This window comes from Rhodococcoides kyotonense (assembly GCF_900188125.1).
GTDB classification, from domain to species: domain Bacteria; phylum Actinomycetota; class Actinomycetes; order Mycobacteriales; family Mycobacteriaceae; genus Rhodococcoides; species Rhodococcoides kyotonense.
On sequence record NZ_FZOW01000008.1, the window covers coordinates 74050 to 91501 of the forward strand.

A 17452-nucleotide genomic window follows, 5' to 3' on the forward strand; every position below is an offset into this window, starting at 1 on the left:
TGCGATTCAAGCGGTGGTCAGAGCAGGGCAGATATGTCCGACGGCAAGGCCGCCGGCGAGATCACGACCGCCGCGAACGTACCGTCCTCGGCCGGAGAAATCTGAACCGGGGACGCGTCGGACAGCACGTACAGGCTGCCGTCGGACGACCAGACAGCCCCCGAACCGTAGCGATCGCTCGATGACGCGGGGCCTTCGTAAACTACTCGGCCGATCGTGTCGGTGATGACGAGCGACCCGCCGTCGACGCCCGCGGTGTATCCGCCGGAGGACGTCGAACTGCCCTCTGCAATGAACGCGCTCGCGGGTGGCGGGGGTGGCGTGGTGACCGCCGGCGTAGTGGTGTCGGGCACGAGGGGTTCCGCAGTCTGCGCCTCGGGTGCCGACGTCGTCGTGGTCGGTGCCGCCGAAGTCTCCGGAACCGTGGTCGTGGTGGTCGTTGCGGTCTCTGCAGGCGAGGACGTCGCGGCCGTGCTGGGAGCTGGTGCTTCGGTCGTCGACGTGGAGGCCGGGGCCTCCGCGATCCTGGCCGACCGCGGTGCCGCGGCAGCTGGAGTGACCGTGCCGGCTGTCTTGCACGCGTATGCCAACGACGTCAGTGCCACGATCGTCTGCGTCACGGACTGGCTGGAAATGAAGTTGTTGTACACGGTCTGGAGGGTGACCCGTATGTCGCCGAGGTTCAGCAGATTCGTCAGTCCGGCAGCAGGACGGTAGGTCGTCGTTGCTGTTGCCGAGGGTGTGACGTCGATGGTCGTCGGGTTGGCCCCGAGGGGAGGTGTGAACACCAATCGGTACCCCGTTGCACGGGTGACGTTCGGCCAGCTGAGATCCACGGCCGAACCGGCTGCGTTGGCACAGGTGAACGACGCAGGCCGCCCCAGTACGACGGGTGTGATCGACGCCTGTGCCGTCGCCACGTCCAGCGGCGCGGCCTCCGTGGCGGTCGACCGCGAGAAGCCGACGCCGACAATCGAAGAGACGACGACCACGGCTGCGACGGACGCGGCGGCCGCGTGCCGACCGGACGGCTGAGACAGGCGTCGTACATCGGGCGCGAACGCGACCCACAGCAGAACCGACGCCAGCACGCCGCCCGTGATCCACGCGAACGGTGTACTCAGCCACGCGACGACGTAGCCGAGGTAGGGCACGGAGAACAGCACACGATCGGCGTCGACGACGACGTACTGCTCCGAATCGACCGCAGCATTCGCGTCGCCTTTGAGATTCAGTACGACGGAATTACCAGTGACAGTGCCGATCTCGTCGACGCGGTGCGTGATCCGTGAGCCGTCAGCGCTGTGCACACTGACGACGTCGCCGACGTGAACGTCGGTCGCCGGAACGGTGCGCGACATCGCGACGGATCCGGTGGGAATGCTCGGTTCCATCGACCCCGACGTGAACACGAGAGGTGTGATCCCGAAAGCGATAGCGGCGATTCCGCCCAGAAGGCAGAGCGTCCCCAGGATCGCGCCGACGGTGAGAGCGGTCTCCTGCAGCCTCTTACGCATCTGCATCGAACCTCAACAATGCGGTACCCGTCTGTCCCTGAACGGTATTCGGTGCCGTCGAGGACAACGTGACGACGACGCACAGTGCGTTGCTTCCGGTGGCCGCGAGCGGTCCGGTCCTGACGCCTATCGCTGCGTCGGCGGTGGTGAGAGCGACCGCGGTGGCGATCGCGGTACCACCCGTACACGCCGTTCCGGTCGACGTGCCGCCCGTGTACACGGACATCGTCAGGCCCGACGTGAAGGTGCCCGCACCCTTCGCGAACATCGTGTAATAGAGCGGGAGGTTACCGGCGTTCTGCACGGTGACGATCGCCGAAACACTGTCTCCCGGATAGACGTTCGTTCCGTTGATCAGCGACAGCGGAGTGGGATTGGCCTCGCTACCGCTCAGTTTCACGTTGAACAGTCCGGTCGTGAACACACCGGACGTCGCAGTCGCAGTCTGAGACCATGCGGCCAGCGTCCCGACCGCTCCGAGCCCCAGAACCATGCCCAACGACAGCAGCGCACGAACCCGAGTGCTGCTGACGAAGGCCCACAGACGCTTCATGATCGACGACGCGATCGATCGATACCCGCGCCGACGAACTGATACAGCGCATACAACACCAGCGCCCCCGCAATGCCTCCGACGACGACGGTCCTCCGATCACCGGTGAGCCAATTGTTCACGTATCCGAGATACGGAATGCTGTACCAGACAGCACCTCTGATCTGGACAGGCTGCACCGGCTTCTCGTCGGCAACAGGGTTGTTGTCGCCCTGCGTGGTGTAGACGGTGGTGCCGTCCGCCTCGATCGACGACGCGATGATCCGGTGCGTGATGACGTCGGGCTTACCCGATTCGATCTGGTACGTCACAGCCTGACCGATGGCGAGTTCCGCGTCGTCGATGGGTTTGGTGATGATCAACGTTCCAGGCGGGTACGTCGGTTCCATCGACGACGTCAACACGGTGTACGGCATCGCACCGGCAACCTTCGGAACGATCACGGCCGCAAGGAGAACCGCGACGACGAACAGCAGAACGACCATCGAGACGATACGCGAGAACCACCAGCCGAAGCCGGTCGATTCGTCGTCCTCGACGGGTGCCGTATGCGCGTTCATGCTCTCGGTGCCTGCTTCGCTAGGAAAGAGAAGACGTGTGTGTACGTCGACTGGACGGCAGGGACCGTCTTCAATGTCGAACGAACACAGAGGATCTGCGTGGCTCCCGGTTCGAGCCGCGTGGCTGCCCCCGACAAGGCAGCGGGCGTACCCGTGGTCACGTCGACGGAGAACGCCGAAGTTCCTGTGGGAGTGCCGGTATCGGTACACGCCGCCTGCGACGCGACGACCGTGCCGTCGAGATGCACCGTCACCGCAGCACCGGATTGCAACTGCACTGCGATGGACGACACCTGGACCGTCATCGGCGTCGTGCCGGAGTTCTCCAGCACCAAGGGTTTCTGGACGAACTGATTCTGCAGCAGAGGCGTCGACGATTTCAGGTTCGCGAACACATAACTCGACGATTTCGCATCCGCCCCGCTACGCGCAGTGAGCGAGAAGGTACCTGCGGCAACGGTTCCGCCGGGCGCGGTGGTCTGGGCACGCCACAGGGCGCCGGTGGACTGCACGGACCCGAAGGCCACTGCAGCCACCGCCGCCGCTGCGACTGCGCACCACAGCCACTTCATGCTCATGGCAGGCAAACTTCAATTCACCAGAATCAAGAACGAGTTTGAGTCAAGTCGATCTTGAAGTTGGTCAAACCCACCGAACCGTTCTGGCCGTTGAGTCCGGTTGTGGTGGAGAGGAACTCGAGACGAACCTTGACTGCGACGGTCTTGCCGTTGTCCGCACTGGTGACGGCGTTGTTCGCGATGTCGGTCGTACCGATCTTCGACGTCACGGTGACCGGAGTGTCGGTGGCGGAGATGTTGGTGCGCGCGATCGAGTCCTGGCTGGCCGAAATGGTCGCCGTGAGGTTGTTGCCGGACGCCGCGACGGTGTAGCTCGCGTCGTACTCGAGGACGTCGCCGGGGACCATCTTGAACGCGGAGATGTCCGCGATGGGGCCGGGGGCAACGCTTCCCGTGGTGGACACCTCGGTCCACTGACCGGTGTTGACGGGGACAAGCCGCAGCTCACCGGCGGTGACGGTTCCACCGGGAGCGGTCTGACTGTCGCTCCACAGGGCGTAGGAACCCGCGCCACCCAACAGAAGTACGCCTGCGGCTGCTGCAGCGATTGCGCCCTTGGTTGCCTTGTTCATAGCCTTGTATCTCCATCGCGAAAGGTGCCCGGGTCGCGGGCATGAGGGGTGCCGTGCCGTCCGCGGTGGACGGGGGCCGGTCAACACGAGCGCCTGGGTCTCGACTGCTCGGTAACTCAGGCAACTTGTCGCAACCCCGCAGTACTTCGTTACGCCTGCACCGTGCCTGTAACGAGCCTTCACAGGTGTACGCCAAGCCGTGACCCCACGGTACGACACCCGTCGCGCCGATGGGCACGATGTCGATAACTGTTGCAACACAATCGAATACGGAAAGAACGATGGTTCTCCGAAGTGGAGGAATTCAAGCTTCCGGACAACCGGGTCCGGTCAATTCTTCGATATCAGTTTTCTTTTGCCTGGCAAAAGAACTTCAAGTTTCTTTACCGGCCGTGGCGGGCAGCAAACTTGGAGTCAAGATCCTTGGTGTAAACCCGATCGGCCGTCATGCGGCCGCGCACTCCGTAGGTTCGGAGGCTGGAAGTGGCGCAAAATGATCGCTTGAATGGTCCATTCATGTTGTCTGGCAACATGAATGGACCATTCAAGCGATGAAACAAGCAGCGAACCGAATCCGACGTCAGCCGAGCTGAACCGTCGCGGTGGCTCGGTGTCCGAAGATGCGCTTGCCCTGGAAGGTCGCGCCCAGGGACACGACGGCCGTGCGGCTGTCGGCGTCGAGCGACTTGATCTTTCCGCTGAACTCGATTTCCGCGGCCTTGTGTGGGCCGACTGGAATCGGTGCAGTGAAGCGCACGGTGTAGTCCTTGACCGCACCCGGGTCACCGATCCACGACGTGACATATCCGCCGCCGAGGCCCATCGTCAGCATTCCGTGGGCGAGGACGTCGTCGAGGTCGATGAGCTTGGCGAACTGCTCACTCCAGTGAATGGGGTTCGCGTCGCCCGCGACACCGGCGTAGTTGACCAGGTCGCCGCGTGTGAGGCGGACGGTGCGGCCGGGCAAGGTGTCCCCGACAGCGACGTCGTCGAACTTCACCGCAGGAGAAGAAGAATGGTCGACGGTGTCGAGCGGCGGGTGCTCGACCTGCTGATCCTCGTGTCCGGAGGCGCTGGCGCGAGCGGCCGATGTGGTCGCGCCGTGCATGACCAGGTTTTCGGCGGCGGCGATGATGCCGGTGTCGACGTCACCCTCGCGTCCGATGAGCAGCGTCGTGTACGTGGTCTGAACGAGTTCGTTGCGCTGGTTGGACACGATGTTCTTGGTGACCATCATGTCCTTGCCCATGACTTCTTTGTAGGAGTCGAGCGAGACGTCGCAGTACAGCTGATCGCCCGCCAGGATCGGCTGATGGAACTCCAGAACCTGATCCGTCTGCAGCATTTGACTGAGGTCGAAGCCGACCGCGATCTTCTCGAGCAACCGTCGCTGCGCGAGTGTGCCGACCAGGGAGATGAACGTCAGCGGCGCGACCAGACCTGTGTGGCCGATCGCTTTCGCGGCGTCGGCGTCCCAGTGAACCGGGTTGAAGTCCTGAACCGCCCGCGCATATTCGCGGACCTTCTCGCGTCCGACCTCGTAGTAGTCCTCGGTGCGATAGTGCTGGCCCACCATTGCGCGCACGTGCTCGGATGGATCGACTGCCTCGTTGTCGCTCATTCCGAAAAACCTACCGGTCTCTCGACGAGGGGTTCCACACGAGGGCAGTGAGCTTGTGGAACGTCATAGAACCCGGCCGTCGGCAGTGGTATCGAGCCACAGCGTCACGCCGTTCGGTGGCTCGGCATCGCACCGAACTCCATCGGCGCGATGGTGGTGACGGCAGCGAACGGCTTCTGCGTTCGGTCGCGTACGGCGTCGGCGGCGAGCAACGCAGACCCGTGCGCGGTGAGCGATTCCGGCAGCGACGGGGCGAGAACGGGCAATTTGAGATCCCGACGGAACACTCGCCGAAGCGTCGGGATGTGCGCGCATCCGCCGACGAGGGCGAGGGCGTTGACCGCGCTGGGCGCGTCGACGATGATGCTGGCCGTCCAATCCTCGATCGATCGAACGGATCTGTCGATGATGTCGTCGAACGAGTTGCGCCACAACCGAACCGGGCCTCCGACGAACGGACCCGACACCTCGGCGACACGCAGACTCGACAGCTGTTCCCGCGCATAACGGACGGCAGTGGTCAGGCTGTCCAGCGTCGCAGTGGACACCAACTCGTCGGCGCCGTAGGTGTTCAGCAGATATTCGCGGACGGCGTCGTCACACACCGCCCCGCTGAACGTGAGCGTGCGCGCCGACCCGAAAACCTGTCCCGACGACGGATCCACGATCGACACCGTGGTCCCCGACGCGCCGATATCGCAGATCGCAACCGTGCGAAGACCGTCGAGCTGGCCAGTTCCGCGGAGGAAGCGGAGCTGGGCGCCGAGCTCGGACACGACCATGCAGCGCTCGGAACGGTGCATCGAATACGCCGAGGTGCGCATGCGCGACGCCGGGTCGTCCGGAACTGCGAGCACGATGTCCTCGCCCTCGACGTGCTGAGCATGCGCCATCGAGTCGAGGAGTTCGAGCGCGGCGGTGACGTGGTCCGCCGGCTCGAACGAGCGCGCGACGCTGGCGGACACCACGGAGTCGTCGGCGACATCGAGTGCGGTTGCTCGTGCTGTCGCAGTACCCACCGACACACCCAGCACCGTTCTCATGGTTACCTCGACTCCGGGTTACACATATCCGACCAGCAGATACTAACGCCGAACCAGGCGATCGGTAGGCTGAATGGCCCTTTTTCCGAACTTCCAGTTTGTTCTCGCGGGGAAGCTAGGCGAACCGCAACCTGGTCAGAACGGGACGGAAGTCGCGCACCTTCGGCACCGACGCAACCTGTCGCAGGATCGACGATTTCCACGAGCCACGGCCAGGCGGGAGCATGATGTCGTCTACGGATCCGACCCCGTCGATGGTGCGCACCAGATCGGCCGCCTGCGCGTACGACAGTCCGAACGGCATCGGCGGCACCGTGTAGCGGTCGGAGATCTTCAGACCGTTCAGGGTCTTCCTGCTGAACCACCCCGGGATGGAATCGAAGATCAACTGACCGCCGGGGAAGCGTCGGGCACAGTCGGCGATGAGCGCCAGCGCATCCTCGCGATCGAAGTACATGAGCAGCCCTTCGGCGGTGATGACGACGCCGTTCCGCGGATCGACCTGGTCCATCCATCGGCGATCGAGCGCCGACGCCGCAATCCCGACGACCGAATCCTCGTGCGGCAGAAGCTGTTCGCGAAGACGAAGCACGGGTTCGAGATCGACGGACAGCCAGCGAACGTTTCGCCGACCCAGCCGCCAGTAACTTGTCTGCAACCCTTCGCCCAGCGCGACGACCGTCGCATTCCGGTGGGTCGCGAGGTATTGCCAGACCGCGTGATCGAATGCGAGCGCTCGCAAAGGATGCGACTGCGACAGCTTACCGAATTTGCCCCAGTCGCAGTCGATTTCGTCGTACAGCTCGATGGCAAGCGGATCCTCCAGAACCGAATCGGGGCGTTTCGCCTCGATCGCTCGATTACGCAGAGTCCACAGCGACGTTTCGGACACCCCACTCAGCGCTGCACGCTTCACCACCCCTCCTTCGACCACCGACTTAGGTTACCCTACATCGGTTGAAGAGGTGTAGCTACACTCTGCATGCTGATGCCATGCCGCACAGACGAATCGGCTGTTTCAGGCTACGTTCTCGATGCCGCCGGACGGTTTACGATCGGCGAGAACTTCACCCCACACGGCATCGTTGGCGCCGCATTGCTTTCGAGCCTCGGCGACGAGCGAGCGCGACGACTGCAGCAGGCTCACGTTGAATTCATGGCTGTGCGCAACCAATTCCTCGAAAGCCTGCTCAGGAGAACAGCCACGCAACGCAATGAGGACTCCGACTGCGAGGTCGATGTTGGTACGCGAATCGTCCATCGGATTACCTACAATTCATGGGTGCGAATCTATTTTCAGCTGAAGCACTTTCGAGTGACGCCTACGTCGTCGTGACATCGATCGTAACCGCGTCGAATCACATCCAGCCACCGGAATTCGATGAAAATGCGCCTGCCACGGATTAATTCACACGTGGTTCACATCGCCGAATTGTGACGGAGACGTGCGGCCATGCCACCCGTGTGAAGCCGCATCAAGACGTCTCGGTCTCATCCGGACTGGTCGTCGAAGTCTCCGCCGTCGTCGACGCCACCGAGGTGCTCGGCACGGTCGTCGTACCCGTCTCGGGAGGCTGCGTCGTCCGAGTCGTCGTCGGCACCGACGTGGTCGGCCGAGGTTGCTGCGTCTGCGTCGGTACGACGACGGCAGGCTCGGGCACGATCACGTCGACCGTCTCCGGGGCAGGCGGAAGCGGGAGCGGCGCCTCGGTCGTCGGCGGGGCGGTTGCCTCTGGAGCAGGCGTCGGGATCGCGACCTCGACGGGGATGGCCGTCGACGGAACGACCTGCGTCGGATGAACCACCTCGACGGGCACGGTTCGATCCCCGGCAGGCGACGACGTCATTGCCCACGCCGTGACCGCGCCGAGCGCCGCCAACACGAGTGCGGCAACGGCCGCAACGGGCCAGATGCCGCGTCGTTCAGGCTTGGGCAGTGCTGCACGCTGCGGAGCCACGATGTCGACCTGGCCGACGAGCAACGCGGCTGCGACGTCGGGCGGGTAGGCGTCGATCAGGTGCGAATCGAAGATATCGACGACGAGCACCGGCTCCGGCTCGGTGTCCGCCAACGCGTCGGCGACGATCTCGCGCTGCAGCGAGTTCTCGCAGACGACGGCTGCACCGGCGACCGTCAGATCGTTCTGTACCGCCTGGACGCGCATGAATCCGAGTGCAGTCGACACCGCGCCTGCGATCCCACCCGGCGCGGCCGCGACGTGCACCGTTCTCGAGGCGACAGGTCCCAGCTCCGGCATGGTCGTGTCGACGAGCGACGCGGTCACTTCGTAGGTGCTCACGTGTACGCCGAGTGCAATCCGCACGAAGTCCCGCCCCCCTACGCTCGAAACACCGACCGCAGCCGGACGGTCGGTTTGTCGTGCGTCAGGCTACCGCCGTGCCCGGTTCACGCGGAAGTCAGAGGGACAAATCCGACACTTCGGCGCGTGCCGCCTCCGCTGCCTGAATTTCGCGGGCATAGAGCAGACCGAACGTGAACCCGTTCTCACCAGGCGTGACACCGGCGACGCGGCCGAGATCGCGAAGCGTCTGCGCCGCGACGACCGAGTCCTGGTGCTCGCCGAGCACCTCCTGAACGTGCTTGAACTTCTTGATGTCGGCCTTGGCTTCCTTCTTCCCGACGACCGGCTGCAGCAACTCGGCTGCGTACCTGGCTCGCTTGGCGGCCTTGCGGGCTTTGTGGAGCGCGTCGTCGTCGCCCAGTTCGATGGCTTTGTCGACGCGCTTGGCGACCTTCTTGGCTGCCTTACGTCCCAACTTAATCAGCGTCTTCTCGGACGCGTCGTCGGCGCCGTCGACGAGGGGCAGCTTCTGCGACCACGCCGTGAGCGTGGCCAGTAGGTCGCGGTACCGGTCGCCGTCGAGTTCGGTGGTCACGACGGCGCGGTGGCGGATCTGCTCCGCCAGCAGATCGTTCTCGATGCGCGACGCGACGGGCCCGAGGACCAGTTCTTCCGGCAACGCGTGTACCGCATCGGAGAACCGAGCGCGCTGCACCTGACGATCTCGCACCTCACCGAGAAGTCCTGCATACCAGGACAATTCGTTGTCGAACCGTTCGGCTTCGTCGTCGTCGAACAGGTCCGCGAACACTCGGATGGTGCTGCGGTAACGCCGGATCGCGACGCGGGTGGAGTGAATGGGATCAAGTCCGCGCCGCAGGTAGACATCTCCGGCGAAGATGGCCTGCGCCTGCTCGTCGAGGTATCCGGCGACGACACCGATCGGCTTCGACGACGGCGCCGCGGGCTGGGTCACCAACGCGCGGTGCAACTTCGACGGGTGCGCCGACCGCTTGGCTCCCGCGGATTTCAACACCTTCGCCGCCTTCTCGAGGGTCTTCTCCGAACCACCCGGCCCGAGCTCCACTTCGAGTTCACGCCACACATGCCCCGGCGCACCGGCGACGTCGGCGGTGACGGAATCGTCGGCGACCTCGGCCAGAACCACCCCGCCGCCATCGAGCACGACGTGCACTCGCCGCAACGACGTCAGCGTCGCGACGGGCGTCAGTGGCTTGCCCAGTGCCGCCCCGACGAGCAGGCTCGCCAGTTCCTCCGGCACCACCGAATCCTCACCGACACCCAGGGGCAGACGAATCTCCGTGCGAGCCTTGTCCGCCGGGACCTTCGCGTGCCAGCCGGTGTCCGCGTCTCCGCGTCGACGCCGAATGGTGATGCCGCGGCGGAGCAGATCCAGATCGGCAGTGTCGTAGTAACTACTGACCAGCTGCACTTCTGCGACGTCGATCGAACCGCCCTTCGGGGCGAGCTCGGTCAAGGAGGGGAGAACGAAGTCCACATCCGCGTCGAACTTGTCCTCGCGTTCGGTCTGTATCGAAGCCATGAGTCCAGTGTGCCCGAATCGGGTGAACAGTAAGCGATCATCCGAACAGGGCCGGGGGGGAATCAGCGCGTGGTCGTCGACGAGGTCGTCGAGGTAGGACTCTGCCGCGTCGTCTCACGGGACGTGCGTGGCGCATCCGTCGTGGTGGTCACGGTCGTCGGCGGGACGGTCGTCGTGGTCGCTCGCGGCGCTCGGGTCGTCGTCGATTCGGTCGTGGTGGTCGTCGCGGTCGTCGTCGGCACCGGCGGCGAGGTCGACTGCTGGGTCGTGTCGTCCGAAGTGGTTGTCGTCGTTGCCGATTCGGGCTCCGGCGGGGCGGCCGCCGGCAGGATCGCGACGGGCGGATCGGAAGGCGTCGACGGAGCGGGCTGCTTTCGATCGACGACGGTGACCTGCTCGTCCTTCGTCGAGGAGATCACGGCCGCCGCAGCCACTCCCCCGGCCACCAGGACGGCGAGCACTCCGGCCAGATAGCGAGAGCGCTTCAAACGGCGCGTATGTCTCGACGACGAGTCGCTGTGCCGGGGAGGTGCCGCCGACCGTGCGGGCGCACGCCCGGCCGCGAACCCACGCGCCATCCCCACTGCCCCTCGGGCCGCGAGCAACTGAGGTTCGACGGGCACGAACACGGGCACCGACACCGCGTCGAACAGCGATTGCCGGACGATCTGCATGTTGGCTGCCCCACCGACCGCGAACAGAGCGTCGACGCGCGGGCCGGCTGCGATCATGGACTCGGCGAGTGTGACGGCGTCGTACACGTCGTTGCGGACGAGGTCGTCGAGATCGGTGCGATACACCGTGACCGGGCCGCCGGGGAACGGGCCGTCGAATTCCACCTCGGTGAATCGCGACAGCCGCTCCTTGCCCGCGCAGACCATCTCGACGAAGAATTCCTGCGCGTCGGGCGCGAGTTGCCTGCCGTGGCCGTACCGGTCCAGAAGGTATCGGGTCAGGGCCGCGTCGCAGCCGTCACCGGAGAACACCGTGCTGCGGCGAGAGGCCTGCACGACCCCGGAGCCGACGTCGACGATGGACACGGTGACTCCGCCCGCCCCTGCGTCGAACAGTGCGACCGTCTTCTCTCCGGACAGCAGGCTGGATTCCTGCAGTGCGCCGATCTGGGCGCCGAGATCGGAGACGAGTGCGAGCCCGTCCACGTATTCGACGCCGTACGCCTCGGTGGGCTGCTTGTCGCGGAGCGCGAGAACAGGGGTCGTCGACGTGCCTGCCATGTCCCGCACTGCGGACGTGACGGCATGCCAGTGATTCTGCGACGCGGGCGGCATTGCAACGAACGATTCGGTGCTCGTCGACGAAGTATCCGCCAGATCCACCGACAACCCGTGAATGCCGCTCACGCCGAGGGATGCGCCGAATACGGCGGTCATCGAACAACCTCACTCCGAGTAAGCCCCGACCCACACGGTAGTGAGCGAGGCTACCGGAAAAACCAGCGAAAAGCAGGTTTCGACGGCCGTAACCGGAACGGGGGGTGATTCAGTCGACCGGAGACTGCACGAAGTTCAGGTACGCCTTCGACGGCGTCGGGCCACGTTGGCCCTGATACTTCGAGCCGACCGACGCGCTGCCGTACGGGTGCTCGGCAGGACTGGACAACCGGAACAGGCACAGCTGCCCGATCTTCATTCCCGGCCACAACGTGATCGGGAGGTTCGCGACGTTGGACAACTCCAACGTGATGTGACCGCTGAACCCGGGATCGATGAATCCGGCCGTCGAGTGCGTCAACAGGCCGAGGCGACCGAGGGAGCTCTTGCCCTCCAACCGGCCCGCCAGATAGTCGGGCAGTGTCGTCAGCTCGAGCGTCGACCCGAGAACGAACTCCCCCGGATGCAACACGAACGGCTCGCCTTCCGCAGGCTCGACGAGACTCGTCAGCTCGTCCTGCCGTTTCGACGGGTCGATGTGGGTATATCGAGTGTTGTTGAACACCCGGAACAACTTGTCGAGACGCACATCCACGCTCGACGGTTGAACCATCGATGCGTCGAACGGCTCGATGCCGAGGTTGCCGGTGGACACTTCGGCACGGATATCGCGGTCGGAAAGCAGCACAGTGGAAGGCTAACGTGCCGCCCTCGCGTTGCAGCAGGCCGTCCCACCTGCGGCCGACTGGTTACCGGTGGGTACCGATCACATTCACCGGAGTCCGAAACGAAGATCGAGTTCCGCAGAATCTTTGCATTGCTCACGTCCGGTCGATTTGCCCCGATAATGAGCAATGTCCACCAATTCGAGCCTCATAACAGGGCTATCACAGAAGGATGACGATGAATTCGACCTTCGTGCTCGATCGGGGAGTAAGAGAACGAATGCGCAATCCCGTTCTCGTTCCTTCCGAATCGAGCTATTTCGATCCGCAATTGCAGTGCACGGTCCTGGCCACGACTCCGAGTAGACGTCCGGATCTGTGGCGAGACTTCGTCGAAGGCGCCCGAGAGAGCTATTCGCATTTCGGCGTCGAGAAAGCACTGGAGTACGAACGGATAGCGGACGGGTCGTCGACTTCGCTGTTCTTCGCAAAACTGGACAGCACGGGGGAACTGTGTGGAGGTCTGCGTGTCCAGGGACCCTATTCGTATCCACACCAGACGCATGCGGATCTGGAATGGGATTCGGCACCGACCGGCCGCGCGGCATTGCGCGCGATGGTGGCCGATCGTCTTCCGCACGGCGTCGTCGAGATGAAGACGGTGTGGTCGTCGGTCGGAGGACCTCGCCGTGGATCGTCGGGATACCTCGGTGCGATCGGTGCGTCGTTGGCGGCGGCCGTTCTCGGATGCCGATTCACTCTGGCGACGAGCGCTGATCACGCTGTGGGCCCCTATCTCGACTCGGGAGCCGTGATGGCGGCCCACATCGACGCCGTGCCCTATCCCGACGACCGATACAAGACTCGTGTCCTCTGGTGGGATCAACGCACGATTCACCTGACGGCCGGTGCCGAGATTCTGTCCCACATTTCCTATGCGGTCGACGCTCTGCTGGGCCGCACCATCTCCACGGAGGCTGCTGCATCATGACCGCACACTTCACCGCGATCGTCCTCGACGAGAACGACGCCGACGACCGTGCCGAGCTGGCACGACTACGACACGATCCGACCATCGAGTTTCTCGACAGGCTCGCCGAACAGCGTGACGGGCTCGCGCGCCTGACTCCACCGCCGCCCCAGGACATTCTCGACGAGCCGATGCGATGGGTGCACTACCCGTGGCGTCGAACCGTCGTCGCGACTCTGGGTCCCGTCGGCTTCCGACGGCTGCGACTCGACCGAAACCGCAACAAGATCACTGCCGAGGAACAGGATCGACTGTCGACGCTGAAGATCGGCATCGTCGGGCTCAGTGTCGGGCATGCCATCGCGTACGCACTGGCACTCGACGGGGTGTGCGGCACACTACGACTCGCGGACTTCGACGAGATCGAACTGTCCAACCTCAACCGCATCCCCGCGACGCTGTTGGACCTGGGCGTCACGAAACCCATCGTCGCCGCACGCCGCATCGCGGAACTCGATCCGTATCTCCCGATCGAGATCGACGAACGCGGTGTCACGGCCGAATCCGCCGACAGCTTCGTCGACGGTCTCGACCTCGTCATCGAGGAATGCGACTCCCTCGACGTCAAGCTCCTCGTCCGGGAACACGCTCGTGCACATGGTGTCCCCGTCATCATGGAGACCAGCGATCGTGGCCTTCTCGACGTCGAACGGTTCGATCTCGAACCGAATCGTGCGCTGTTCCACGGCCTGCTGGGAGACATTCAGTCAAGCACTCTGCGCGGCCTGTCGACGCACGACAAGGTTCCGTACGTGCTCGCTCTCCTCGGCGCCGACGACCTGTCCGCCCGCATGGCCGCATCGATGATCGAGGTCGACCGCACGACGACCACCTGGCCGCAACTCGGCAGCGAAGTGACGCTCGGCGGCGCGTCGGTCGCCGGTGCCGTGCGACGCTTCGGCCTCGGACAGAAACTCGAGTCGGGCCGCGTGCGCATCCATATCGACGAGCATCTCGACGGCCTGGTCCCACCGACCGGCGAGATACACATCGGTGGCGTCGTCCCGATCGCTACGTCGGAAGACGACACACCCGCCGAGGTCGACGCGCTACGGGCCATCGCCGACGCGGCCACCAGGGCACCGTCGGGCGGCAACGTGCAGCCGTGGCACATCACCGTCGACGACGTCTCGGTCGGACTGTCCGTCGACCGCGAGCGCACGTCGGGCCTCGACGTCGCGTACCGCGGAAGTCACGTGGCGCTCGGTGCCGCACTGTTCAATGCTCGGGTCGCCGCAGCCGACCGCGGTGTGCTCGGCGAGACCAAGGTCGACACCGTCGGCGAGACAGCCGAGGTCACGCTCATGCTCGGTGACGGTGCCGATCCCGCACTCGCGAGCAGGTATCCGCGGGTTCTGGCACGCGTCACCAACCGCAATCTCGGGTCGCCGAGCACAGTCGACGACACCACAGCTTCGGCGCTGTCGGCTGCTGCGGAGTCCGAGGGCACTCGGTTGTCGCTGATCACCGACCGTGCCGCGATCGAACAGGTCGCCGAGATCATCGCCGAATCGGACCGTATTCGGTACCTGACGAACTCGTTGCACTCCGAGATGATTTCGGAGTTGAGGTGGCCGGGGCAGGCCGACCCGAACACCGGAATCGACGTGCACGCGCTCGCACTGGATCCGACCGATCTCGTCAAGCTCGACGTGTCGCGTCGCTCGGATGTCATGGCGCTGCTTCGTGATTGGGATGCGGGCGTCGCGCTGGGCGAGGACAGCTACGACCGCATCATGTCGAGCTCGGGGTTGGCCGTCACCATCGTCTCGGGTGACTCGCCTGCCGACTTCGTGCGCGGCGGATCGGGCACTCAGAACGTGTGGATCACCGCCGAGGAGCACGGTCTCGCAGTCCATCCCGCGTCGCCGGTGTTCATCTACGCACACAAGCCCGCGGAGTTCGACGAGCTGTCATCGCACTACGCACGCGCGCTGACCGAACTCAAACAGCGATTCGATGCGGTTGCGGGTGTCGAACCGGGAGAGAGCATTACATTGGTTCTCCGTCTGTCACACACCGATGCCGAGGCAGTCAAGAGCCGCCGACGAAGTCGGACAGATGTCTCGTCACAGCAGGTAGAGTCGGGCGCCATAACGCTGAACTGAGCTTCACCGCACGGCAAGAGCATCGAGACCCTCGGGGGGAACCGTGAAAAACATCCGTAGTCTCGATGCCCTTGTCACCGACGTTGCATCGGAGCTCATGGGCGTCGATGCAGCGTCGGTGATGACGGCGTACACGCGGGTTCTGCGTACGCTCGTCGAATACTTCGGCGTCGACGCCGGATATCTGCGCCACACCGATTACGCCAATCGCGCAACCGTCATGGTTGCCGAGTGGCCCGCACGGCCGGACGCGCCCGACCCGGACCCGCTCGGCGTCGTCTTCTTCGCCGACGCCGACCCTGTCTTCGCAACATGCGAGCACCTCTTGCATCCCAGGGTGTTTCGGCCGCGCCCCGAACAAGAGGAATATCGACGACGAGTAAAGGCCGCGTCCGGGTACTCGGTCACGTCCATGGCCGTCGTTCCACTCGTGCAGGGCAGGTCGATCGGATGGGTCGGTCTGATCAAGAGCGGCGACCGCGATTGGTCCGAGCAGGAGACCAACGCACTCGTCGCGATCGCGTCGATGTTCACGCAAGTACATGCACGAATTCAGGCCGAGGAATCACTCCGCATGGCCGCCGAGCACGACGCCCTGACCGGGTTGTCCAATCGTCGAGGAGTCACCGAGGATCTCGAACGCCGACTCGACGCCGGATCCACCGGCGGCCCCGTGGCAGTGCTGTTCCTCGACCTCGATCGGCTCAAGGCGCTCAACGACTTCTACGGACACACCGCGGGCGACGCGTATCTCTGTGCACTCGCCGACACGTTGCGCGGTGTCCTCGACACCGACGCGACCATTGCTCGGTGGGGCGGCGACGAATTCGTCGTCGTGCTTCAGCCGTCGGCCATCGATGGAAAGACCATGTCGCCGTACGACGTCGCGTGCCGCGTGCTCGATGCCGTCGGCTCCACCAAGGTCATCATCGCCGGCGACGCGATCAACCGAACCGCCAGTATCGGTGTGACGACGGCATATCCGGGCGTCGACAGCGTCCACGAGGTGATCGCGAACGCCGATCAGGCTGCACTGGTCGCCAAACGGACGGGCGGAAACAGCGTCGCGCTGTTCGATTCGACGATCCGCGCACGGAACGCACTGCGCAACGACGTCGAGCTGCACCTGCATGCGGCAATCCAAGGCGGCGACCTGGTCCTTCATTACCAACCGGAAGTCGACCTCGAGACCGGGCGAATCACCGCCGTGGAGGCGCTCGTTCGATGGCAACACCCCACGCGCGGTCTGCTTCCCCCGGCGGATTTCATCGATATCGCGGAGTCCTCCGATCTCGCAACGGAACTCGGCCGCTGGGTTCTGCAGGATGCGCTGCGTACCTACAGCGAATGGTCGCGCGATCTGCCGACGCTCGATATCGTGCTGCGCGTCAACGTCTCTCCCGCACAGCTGCTGGCGACCGAATTCGTCGACATCGTCTCCCGCGCCCTGCTCACCGGTGGTGTGCCGCCGACGCACCTGTGCCTGGAGATCACCGAGAACGCCGTAGTCCAGGACACCGGCCAGACGGCGAAAGTCCTGACGATGCTCCGCGAACTCGGTGTCAGCATCGCGATCGACGACTTCGGAACCGGCTTCAGCTCGCTGGCGCACCTCAAGATCCTTCCCGTCGACGCTCTGAAGATCGACCGTGAATTCGTCGAACATCTCGATTCCGACGCGAGCGATCAGGCGATCGTCCGGTCGATCGCTTCGCTTGCCAAGGCATTCGGCCTCGACCTCATCGCCGAAGGCGTCGAAACCGTAGCCGCGCAGGCCGAGCTGTTGTCCGTCGGGTGCACCCGCGCACAGGGTTTCCTGTTCTCGAGACCCGTCCCCGAGGACGACATGCGAAACATGCTGGCCACAGCGGTAGAGTCGACGTCGGGAATCGGGGGTTCTCGCGACAGGAGAGGAAGCTGAACCGACGCCGAAGTCTCGATGTCGTA

Annotated in this window: 16 protein-coding genes; 3 read left to right on the forward strand and 13 right to left on the reverse strand. The window is 64.4% G+C overall.

The features are described from left to right. Window positions 1–17: 17 nt before the first annotated feature. The 13 genes from CHB96_RS14760 to dcd all read right to left on the reverse strand — a co-directional run bounded on the left by CHB96_RS14760 (window position 18) and on the right by dcd (window position 12390). A complete protein-coding gene (locus CHB96_RS14760) occupies window positions 18–1517 on the reverse strand; it encodes a signal peptidase I (protein WP_176444301.1) in 1500 nt (499 codons plus the stop codon). Next, the gene (locus CHB96_RS14765; protein WP_089247482.1) at window positions 1510–2070 is read right to left on the reverse strand and encodes a SipW-dependent-type signal peptide-containing protein; all 561 of its coding nucleotides are present in this window, start codon (window positions 2068–2070) and stop codon (window positions 1510–1512) included. Before CHB96_RS14765 ends, CHB96_RS14760 begins: the two co-directional genes overlap by 8 nt. After that, window positions 2067–2630: a signal peptidase I gene (locus tag CHB96_RS14770; RefSeq protein WP_089247484.1), complete on the reverse strand. Its 564-nt coding sequence runs from the start codon at window positions 2628–2630 to the stop codon at window positions 2067–2069. Before CHB96_RS14770 ends, CHB96_RS14765 begins: the two co-directional genes overlap by 4 nt. Beyond that, complete coding sequence (locus CHB96_RS14775; protein ID WP_089247486.1) at window positions 2627–3208, reverse strand: hypothetical protein; 582 nt, start codon at window positions 3206–3208, stop codon at window positions 2627–2629. The genes CHB96_RS14770 and CHB96_RS14775 overlap by 4 nt, the downstream gene beginning before the upstream one ends. A 26-nt stretch (window positions 3209–3234) precedes the next feature. Continuing rightward, window positions 3235–3780, reverse strand: coding sequence for an alternate-type signal peptide domain-containing protein (locus CHB96_RS14780; RefSeq protein WP_089247488.1), 546 nt, complete (start codon window positions 3778–3780; stop codon window positions 3235–3237). 580 nt (window positions 3781–4360) lie between these two features. Beyond that, entirely contained in the window at window positions 4361–5401 is a 1041-nt protein-coding gene (locus tag CHB96_RS14785; RefSeq protein ID WP_089247490.1) for a fused (3R)-hydroxyacyl-ACP dehydratase subunits HadA/HadB, read from the reverse strand. Between the two features lie 104 nt (window positions 5402–5505). After that, a complete protein-coding gene (locus tag CHB96_RS14790; RefSeq protein ID WP_141136490.1) occupies window positions 5506–6444 on the reverse strand; it encodes an Hsp70 family protein in 939 nt (312 codons plus the stop codon). Window positions 6445–6559: 115 nt separating this feature from the next. Then, window positions 6560–7360 (reverse strand): class I SAM-dependent methyltransferase, encoded by an 801-nt coding sequence (locus CHB96_RS14795; RefSeq protein ID WP_245865713.1) that lies wholly within the window; start codon window positions 7358–7360, stop codon window positions 6560–6562. A 102-nt stretch (window positions 7361–7462) separates the two neighbouring features. Further along, window positions 7463–7705 (reverse strand): ANTAR domain-containing protein, encoded by a 243-nt coding sequence (locus tag CHB96_RS14800; protein ID WP_089247494.1) that lies wholly within the window; start codon window positions 7703–7705, stop codon window positions 7463–7465. A 214-nt stretch (window positions 7706–7919) separates the two neighbouring features. Next, window positions 7920–8744 carry a hypothetical protein gene (locus CHB96_RS14805; RefSeq protein WP_245865716.1) on the reverse strand — a complete coding sequence of 275 codons (825 nt, stop codon included), beginning with the start codon at window positions 8742–8744 and terminating at the stop codon, window positions 7920–7922. Window positions 8745–8862: 118 nt separating this feature from the next. After that, window positions 8863–10311, reverse strand: coding sequence for a CYTH and CHAD domain-containing protein (locus CHB96_RS14810; RefSeq protein ID WP_089247498.1), 1449 nt, complete (start codon window positions 10309–10311; stop codon window positions 8863–8865). A gap of 62 nt (window positions 10312–10373) precedes the next feature. After that, entirely contained in the window at window positions 10374–11702 is a 1329-nt protein-coding gene (locus tag CHB96_RS14815; protein ID WP_089247502.1) for an Hsp70 family protein, read from the reverse strand. 109 nt (window positions 11703–11811) lie between these two features. Continuing rightward, a complete protein-coding gene (gene dcd, locus CHB96_RS14820; protein ID WP_089247504.1) occupies window positions 11812–12390 on the reverse strand; it encodes a dCTP deaminase in 579 nt (192 codons plus the stop codon). Between the two features lie 215 nt (window positions 12391–12605). On the opposite strand from dcd, the gene CHB96_RS14825 reads away from it, so the two are divergent. From CHB96_RS14825 to CHB96_RS14835, 3 genes are all read left to right on the forward strand, one after another. Beyond that, window positions 12606–13358: a hypothetical protein gene (locus CHB96_RS14825; protein WP_141136491.1), complete on the forward strand. Its 753-nt coding sequence runs from the start codon at window positions 12606–12608 to the stop codon at window positions 13356–13358. Further along, the gene (locus CHB96_RS14830) at window positions 13355–15505 is read left to right on the forward strand and encodes an Rv1355c family protein (RefSeq protein ID WP_089247508.1); all 2151 of its coding nucleotides are present in this window, start codon (window positions 13355–13357) and stop codon (window positions 15503–15505) included. The genes CHB96_RS14825 and CHB96_RS14830 overlap by 4 nt, the downstream gene beginning before the upstream one ends. Before the next feature lie 97 nt (window positions 15506–15602). Then, window positions 15603–17426 carry a putative bifunctional diguanylate cyclase/phosphodiesterase gene (locus tag CHB96_RS14835; protein WP_089247828.1) on the forward strand — a complete coding sequence of 608 codons (1824 nt, stop codon included), beginning with the start codon at window positions 15603–15605 and terminating at the stop codon, window positions 17424–17426. Window positions 17427–17452 lie beyond the last annotated feature (26 nt).